The sequence below is a fragment of the Aquipuribacter hungaricus genome (genome assembly GCF_037860755.1).
GTDB classification, from domain to species: Bacteria; Actinomycetota; Actinomycetes; order Actinomycetales; family JBBAYJ01; genus Aquipuribacter; species Aquipuribacter hungaricus.
Genome location: NZ_JBBEOI010000178.1, coordinates 1 through 7,397, shown reverse-complemented (window position 1 = coordinate 7,397; position 7,397 = coordinate 1). Strand labels below are relative to the sequence as shown.

Sequence of the window (7,397 nt, the reverse complement as noted above, 5' to 3'; positions counted from 1 at the left end):
CGGCGGGGCCGGCGGGGCCGACGGGGCCGACGGGGCCGACGGGGCCGACGGGGCCGACGGGGCCGACGGGGCCGACGGGGTGGACGGGGCAGGGGGCGCGGAGGACGCCGAGGTGCTGCTCACCCGGCTCGCCGACCACGTCGGCGGGCCCGGGCGCTGGACCCTTCCCGGTGGCGGCATCGACCACGGCGAGACCGTCGAGGACGGGCTCGTCCGCGAGCTGCACGAGGAGACCGGGCTGCCCGTCCTGGGGTCCCGGCTGGTCGGTGCCAGCAGCAGGCACTTCGTCGGGCGCTCGCCCGCGGGGGTGCTCGAGGACTTCCACGGCGTCCGCGTCGTCTTCGAGGTGACGGTCGGAGCGGGCCGGCCCGAGGTCGTCGAGGTGGGCGGGTCCACCGCCGAGGCGCGCTGGGTCGCCCTGGCCGACCTGCCCGGGATGCCGGTCGGATCCCTGGTGCGCGACGCTCTGGTGCTGCTGGGGCACCCGGCCGCTCGTACCATCGTCAGGTGACGACGACCCCCTCTGCCCCGGACAAGGCCCAGTTCGCCGGCGAGGTGTCCGAGCGCGGCGAGTGGAAGCGCCAGGCGAACCACTTCACCGGGCGCATCAGCCGCGACAGCACCTCCGCCCCGGGCGAGGGCCCGGACAACCAGGGCCGGTGGCCGGTCGAGGTCGGCCGCTACCGGCTCGTCGTCTGCCTGGCCTGCCCCTGGGCGCACCGCTCGCTGATCGTCCGCGGCCTCCTGGGCCTGCAGGACGCCATCTCCCTCGCGGTCGTCGACCCGGTCCGCGAGGAGCCGGGCTGGCGGTTCTGGCTCGACGAGGGCCACCGGGACCCCGTCCTGGGCATCGAGCACCTGTCCGAGGCCTACCTGGCGACCGACCCCACGTTCGAGGGTCGCGTCACGGTGCCGTGCATCGTCGACACCCTCACCGGGCACGTCGTCACCAACGACTACCCGCAGATCACGCTCGACCTGTCGACGGAGTGGGTCGAGCACCACCGTCCCGGCGCCCCCGACCTGTGGCCGGAGGACCTGCGCGCGGAGATGCAGCCCCTCATCGACGAGATCTACGCCGACGTCAACAACGGGGTCTACCGCTGCGGCTTCGCCACCGAGCAGGAGGCGTACGAGGAGGCCTACGACCGGCTCTTCGCCCGCCTCGACGTGCTCGAGGAGCGGCTCGGGTCGTCCCGGTTCCTCATGGGCGACGAGCCCCGCGAGGTCGACGTCCGGCTGTTCACCACCCTGGTCCGGTTCGACGCGGCCTACCACGGCCACTTCAAGACCAACCGCAGCAAGCTCACCGAGATGCCGAACCTCTGGCGCTACGCCCGCGAGCTCTACGCCCTGCCGGGCTGGGGGAGCACGGTCGACTTCGACCACATCAAGCGGCACTACTACGTCACGCACCCGGCCATCAACCCGACCGGGGTCGTGCCCAAGGGCCCGGACCTGTCGGTCTGGCCCGCGGTCGCGCCTGCGCTCGGTGACTGACCCCCGCACGTAGGGTCACCGCATGACCATCCTGTACGGCGTCCTGGTCGTGCTGCACCTCGTCGGGATGGCGGGTGTCGTCGGGGGCTGGATGTCGACGGTGCGCCACCCGCGCGTCGTCCCGGCGATGGTCCACGGCGCGCTGACGTCGCTGGTCACCGGGCTGCTGCTCGTCGGCCTCGCCTACCCGGTGTTCGGCGGCGAGGGCATCGACGACGCCAAGATCACCGTCAAGCTCGTCGTCGCCCTCGCGATCGCCGTCCTGGTCTGGGTGAACCGGCGCAAGGACAGCATCCCCCGGGGCCTGCTGCACGGCATCGGCCTGCTCGCGCTGCTCGACACCGGCGTCGCCGTGCTGTGGAGCGACCGCTTCCTCGGCTGAGCCGGCTCAGGCCGCGCCGGTGACGCCGGGCACGCCGACCCTGACCGCCAGGACCCGGCCGCTGGCCCCCTCGTCCGGTCCGCCCCACCGCTGCCCGACGACGAACAGCGTCCGTCCGTCGTCCCCGCCGAGGACGCAGGAGAAGCACCCCCGGTCCGTCGTCACGACGTCCAGGACCTCGCCGCCCTCCCGCACGCGCACGCACCGCTGCGCCGGGACGTCGGCGTACCAGAGCGCGCCCTCGGAGTCGGCGCAGACGCCGTCCGGCGTCCCCTCGCCGAGGTCCGCCCACACCCGGCGCCCGTCCAGGCCGCCGTCGGGCCGGACGTCGAAGGCGGTGATGCGGTGGCGGTAGGACTCGGCGACCAGCAGCGTCGCGCGGCCGTCGACCAGCGCCATCCCGTTGGGGAACATCAGGTCGTCGGCGGCGCGGACGACCGAGCCGTCGGGCCGCACCGCGACCACGTAGCCCGGCCGGGGGTCGCCGTCGGGGAACGCGAACCCAATCGCGTCGACCCACGCGGTCCCGTCGGGGCCGACGAGCACCTCGTTCCAGGGCGGCGACCCGGCGGACGACAGGTCCGCGTGGACGGCGAGCGTGCCGTCAAGCTCCTGCCGCAGGAGCTCCGAGGTGCCGGAGCTGACGAGGAGCAGGGTCCCCGCGGCGTCGAGGTCGACGCACAGCGGGAACGAGGCGCAGCGGGCCACGACCTCCGCCCGACCGTCCGGGCCGACACGGTGCACCTCGCCGGCGGCCCAGTCCGGCACGAACAGCGCACCGTCGCGCCAGCGGGGTGACTCCGCGAAGCCGAGCCCGTCGAGCACGACCTCGCCCTCGGTCTCGCCGTCGACGTTCGCCACGATGACCACGCTCCTGCCCTCTGGGTGCGCCGGCGGGGTGACGGCGTCCGACGGGCAGACCGGCGGCGGGCGCCGGACTGAGCGCTCAGCTCAGCTCGGTCACCAGGTACATCTCGGCGAGGTGCCCGTCCGGCAGGCCGCCGACGCCGGCGTTGCGGGTGAGCCAGTCGCGGACCATCGGCTCGAGCTCGTCGCCCATGTGCTCGGTCTGGCTGCGGTGCTCGCGCAGCGCGGCGATCTTGCGGTCGAAGGCGTGCGTGACGTCGACGGCGTGGTCCGCGCCGGGGTGGGCGACGATGAACACCTCGGTGACGATCCAGGGCTCGAGGCCCTCGTCGCTCACCAGCTCCGGCCAGGCGTAGGGGTTGCGGGCCGTCGGGTAGATCGCGCGGATCGCCGCCTCCCCGGTGGCCAGGTGGTCGGAGTGCGAGGCGGGCAGGCGCTCGTAGTTGCGCTCCGGGGACTGGATGAGCATGCGCTGGGGGCGGACCTGGCGGATGACGCGCGCGATGTCGCGCTCGAGCTCGCGGGTCGGCTCGACCCAGCCGTCGCGGTAGCCCTCGAGGAAGCGGACGTCGGTGACGCCCACGGCCTTGGCGGCGGCGCGCTGCTCGGCCTCGCGGATCGCGGCCATCTGCTCGCGGGGGGTGTCGTCGAACCCGCCCTGGTCGCCACGGGTGACCAGCAGGTACGTCACCTCGATACCGGCGTCGACCCAGGTGGCCACCGTCCCGGCGCTGCCGAAGTCGATGTCGTCCGGGTGGGCGCCCACGACTAGGGCGCGCTCGATCTCGGTGTCGGGCTTGGGCACGGGGGTCTCCTGACCGTTGCGGTGTCAACCAAGCGTACGGCGGAGCTCCGACGTCCGCCGACGGCTGCCCCTGTGCCCACAGGCCGGCTGCGCCGGACGGGTGCACAGGCAGGGCCCGCCACGGCGTGCGGCGGCGCCTGCCCGTCGGGGGGCCGCCGTAGACTCGGGACCCAGATGAGCACCCTCTTCGACGACCTCCCCGAGGTCCCCGTCCTCGGCGGGGTCCAGCCCCGGCCCCTGTCCGCCCGGCCCCCCGCGGCCCCGGTGCAGGACCTGCTCGCCGACCTCAACCCGGCCCAGCGCGAGGCGGTCACGCACGCCGGCACGCCCCTGCTCGTCGTGGCCGGCGCCGGCTCCGGCAAGACCCGGGTGCTGGCCTACCGCATCGCCCACCTGCTGGCCGCCCGCGGGGTCCGCCCCGGCGAGGTCCTGGCCATCACGTTCACCAACAAGGCCGCCGCCGAGATGCGCGAGCGCGTCGAGGCGCTGGTCGGCCCGCGCGCCCGGACGATGTGGGTCTCGACGTTCCACTCCGCCGCGGTCCGCATCCTCCGCTACGAGTCCTCGCGGCTCGGGCTGCGCTCGGGGTTCTCCATCTACGACGCCGCGGACACCCAGCGCCTGGTCGCCATCACGGTCCGCGACCTCGACCTGGACCCGAAGAAGTACCCGGCGCGCGCGCTCGCCGGCCGGATCTCCACGCTCAAGAACGAGCTTCTCGACCCGGACGCCTACGCGGCGAAGGTCGTCGACGGCACCGCCGACGAGCTCGTCCTGCTCGACGTCTACCGCGGCTACACCCGGCGCCTGCGCGAGGCGCACGCCATGGACTTCGACGACCTCATCATGCAGGTGGTCCACCTGTTCCAGGCGTTCCCCGAGGTCGCCGAGCACTACCGCCGCCGCTTCCGCCACGTCCTCGTCGACGAGTACCAGGACACCAACCACGCCCAGTACACGCTGGTCCGGGAGCTCGTCGGCGGCTACGACAAGGAGCTGCCGGGCACCGACCAGGACCTCGCCGACGCCGAGGCGGCCCGCCCGACCGGCTCCGCGCCGCCCGTCCCGCCGAGCGAGCTCACCGTCGTCGGCGACGCGGACCAGTCGATCTACGCCTTCCGCGGCGCGACGATCCGCAACATCGAGGAGTTCGAGGCGGACTACCCCGACGCCCACGTCGTCCTGCTGGAGCAGAACTACCGCTCGACGCAGACGGTGCTGGACGCGGCGAACGCCGTCATCGCGCGCAACCCCGGCCGCAAGGACAAGCGGCTGTGGACCGCCTCGGGGGCGGGGCCCAAGATCATCGGCTACGTCGCGGACTCCGAGCACGACGAGGCCGCCTTCGTCGTGGAGGAGATCGACCGGCTGCGTGACGAGCACGGCTACTCCTACGGCGACGTCGCGGTCTTCTACCGGACCAACAACCAGTCCCGGGCGATGGAGGAGGTGCTCGTCCGCACCGGCGTGCCCTACGTCGTCGTCGGCGGCACCCGCTTCTACGAGCGCCGTGAGGTCAAGGACGCCATGGCGTACCTGCGGGCCCTGGCCAACCCGGACGACTCCGTCAACCTGCGCCGCATCGTCAACGTCCCCAAGCGGGGGATCGGGGAGCGCGCCGAGGCCCTGGTCGCCGGCTACGCGGAGAACCAGCGGATCAGCTTCGGCGCCGCGCTCGCCCGCCTGGACGACGTCCCGGGCCTCGCCAGCCGCTCGACGAGCTGCCTGGCGTCCTTCGTCGAGATGATGGACGAGCTGCGCACGGTCGTGGAGTCCGGGGCGAGCGTGGAGGCGGTCCTCGCCGCGGTGCTCGACCGCTCCGGGTACCTCGCCGAGCTGCGCACCAGCCGCGACCCGCAGGACGAGGGCCGCCTGGACAACCTGTCGGAGCTGCTCGGCGTCGCCGCGGAGTACGACCAGGCCAACCCGGACGGCAGCCTGGCGGAGTTCCTCGAGCGGACCTCGCTCGTCGCGGACTCCGACGCCATCCCCGACCGGCCGGACGGCATGGGCCCGCAGGACACCGGCCAGGTCACGCTCATGACGCTGCACACGGCCAAGGGGCTGGAGTTCCCGGTCGTGTTCCTGTCCGGCATGGAGGACGGCACGTTCCCCCACATGCGCTCCCTCGACGACCCGCTGGGGATCGCCGAGGAGCGACGGCTCGCCTACGTCGGCATCACCCGGGCGCGCGAGCGGCTGTACCTGAGCCGTGCCGGGGTCCGCAGCGCGTGGGGGCAGCCGCAGTACTTCCCCGCCAGCCGTTTCCTCGACGAGGTGCCGCCCGAGCTCCTCGACTGGAAGCGCTCCACCTCCGCGGTCGAGGCGGCCGGGATGGGGATGGGCAGCGGGTCCCAGGCCTACGGCACCGGCCGGGCGCTCACGCCGGCGATGGCCCGGGTGGCGATGCGCCCCGGCGTGCGCACGTCCGGCACCCGCGACGTCGTTCACCTGGAGCCCGGCGACCGGGTCAGCCACGACTCGTTCGGCATGGGCAGCGTCGTCACGGTGGCCGGTGAGGGCGACCGCGCGGTGGCGACCATCGACTTCCGGGACCTGGGGGAGAAGAAGCTCCTGCTCCGCTACGCCCCCGTCGAGAAGCTCTGAGGCGGGCAGATGACAGACGACGTGGACGGCATGGGCGACGTGGACGGCACGGACGACGGGGACGGGGACGGGGCGCCCCGGCAGGGACGGGGCGACGGGCAGCAGCCGGGGCCCCTGTGGCGCCACGGTGTCCGGGCGGCGGCGCTGGCTCTGGGCATCGTGCTGATCCTGCAGGGGCTCGTGGGGATGGTCCTGGGCGACGGGGCCGAGGCTGGGGGCGCCCAGCCGCCGGTCGAGGCCAGCGCGTCGTTCTTCGACGGGATCGGCGGGTGGCCGCTCGCGGCCGCGGCGGTGGCGTTCGTCGTCGTCGCGCGCCCCTGGCGGCTGCTCGGCCGTCAGGGCTGAACGGCCCCCGCCGGCGGTCGCTCAGACGTTCTCGCGCACCCAGTCCACGATGCTCGCCATGGTCGTGCCCGGCGTGAACACCATGGCCACCCCCTGCTCCTTGAGCAGCGGGATGTCGGCGTCGGGGATGATCCCGCCGCCGAACACCACGACGTCGTCGGCGCCCTGGTCCTTGAGCAGCTGGACCACCCGCGGGAACAGCGTCATGTGCGCCCCGGACAGGACCGACAGCCCGACCGCGTCGGCGTCCTCCTGCACCACGGCGGCGACGATCTGCTCCGGGGTCTGGTGCAGCCCGGTGTAGACCACCTCGACGCCGGCGTCGCGCAGCGCCCGCGCGACGACCTTGGCGCCGCGGTCGTGCCCGTCCAGGCCCGGCTTGGCGATGACCACCCGCAGCGGCGGGCGCGCGCCGTCCCCGGACCCGTCGGGGTCCTGCTCGGTCGACCGGCCCGTGTCGGATACCTGGTCGCGTGCCGTCTCTGCCACGTCGTCCACGGGGCGAGACTAGTCCGCCCGCACCAGCCTCCGGGCGCCGTGCGCGCCGCCGTCGGGTGCAGCCCGGCCGTCGGCGGGCGGGGCGACCACCACCTCGCAGACCACGCTGCGCCAGGTCCCCCGGTGCTCCGGTCCGCGGACGGCCACCTCCAGCCGCACCACCCGCCCGCCGCCGTGCCGGGAGGTCCGCTGCACCTGCACCAGGCCCGCCTCGGTGCTGACCCGGGCGTGCGGGGTCGCCGTCCGGACCGCCAGCACGTCGAGCCCGGGGACGAGGACCCGTGCCCGGGGCAGCCACGCGCGCCCGGCCCGGGACGTCCCGACCACGAGGCACGCGACCTGCTCGGGCGCACCCGGCGCCAGCGCCTCGGGCGGCCCGGGTGCCGCGGACGG

The 7,397-nt window shown here is 74.4% G+C and carries 9 protein-coding genes; 5 read left to right on the top strand and 4 right to left on the bottom strand.

Annotation, left to right across the window (positions count from 1 at the left end):
* The 3 genes from WCS02_RS15265 to WCS02_RS15255 all read left to right on the top strand — a co-directional run.
* On the top strand, positions 1–511 hold a 511-nt coding region (locus WCS02_RS15265; RefSeq protein WP_340294727.1), incomplete at its 5' end, for an NUDIX hydrolase.
* Positions 508–1,500, top strand: a complete 993-nt coding sequence (locus tag WCS02_RS15260) for a glutathione S-transferase family protein (RefSeq protein ID WP_340294725.1) — start codon at positions 508–510, stop codon at positions 1,498–1,500. The genes WCS02_RS15265 and WCS02_RS15260, both read left to right, overlap by 4 nt.
* 22 nt (positions 1,501–1,522) lie before the next feature.
* Entirely contained in the window at positions 1,523–1,882 is a 360-nt protein-coding gene (locus WCS02_RS15255) for a hypothetical protein (RefSeq protein WP_340294723.1), read from the top strand.
* Positions 1,883–1,888: 6 nt separating this feature from the next.
* On the opposite strand, the gene WCS02_RS15250 is transcribed toward WCS02_RS15255, so the two are convergent.
* Both WCS02_RS15250 and WCS02_RS15245 read right to left on the bottom strand, forming a co-directional pair.
* Positions 1,889–2,752 carry an SMP-30/gluconolactonase/LRE family protein gene (locus tag WCS02_RS15250; protein ID WP_340294721.1) on the bottom strand — a complete coding sequence of 288 codons (864 nt, stop codon included), beginning with the start codon at positions 2,750–2,752 and terminating at the stop codon, positions 1,889–1,891.
* A gap of 76 nt (positions 2,753–2,828) precedes the next feature.
* Positions 2,829–3,554 (bottom strand): PIG-L deacetylase family protein, encoded by a 726-nt coding sequence (locus WCS02_RS15245; protein ID WP_340294719.1) that lies wholly within the window; start codon positions 3,552–3,554, stop codon positions 2,829–2,831.
* Positions 3,555–3,728: 174 nt separating this feature from the next.
* Here WCS02_RS15245 and pcrA point away from each other — a divergent pair, with 174 nt between their 5' ends.
* Together pcrA and WCS02_RS15235 are read left to right on the top strand one after the other, a co-directional pair.
* Positions 3,729–6,161 (top strand): DNA helicase PcrA, encoded by a 2,433-nt coding sequence (pcrA, locus tag WCS02_RS15240; RefSeq protein WP_340294717.1) that lies wholly within the window; start codon positions 3,729–3,731, stop codon positions 6,159–6,161.
* 9 nt (positions 6,162–6,170) lie between these two features.
* A complete protein-coding gene (locus WCS02_RS15235) occupies positions 6,171–6,506 on the top strand; it encodes a hypothetical protein (protein ID WP_340294715.1) in 336 nt (111 codons plus the stop codon).
* Positions 6,507–6,527: 21 nt separating this feature from the next.
* Here the strand turns inward: WCS02_RS15235 and WCS02_RS15230 are convergent, their stop codons facing one another.
* Complete coding sequence (locus WCS02_RS15230) at positions 6,528–7,004, bottom strand: cobalamin B12-binding domain-containing protein (protein ID WP_376983955.1); 477 nt, start codon at positions 7,002–7,004, stop codon at positions 6,528–6,530.
* A gap of 9 nt (positions 7,005–7,013) precedes the next feature.
* On the bottom strand, positions 7,014–7,397 hold a 384-nt coding region (locus WCS02_RS15225; protein WP_340294713.1), incomplete at its 5' end, for a hypothetical protein.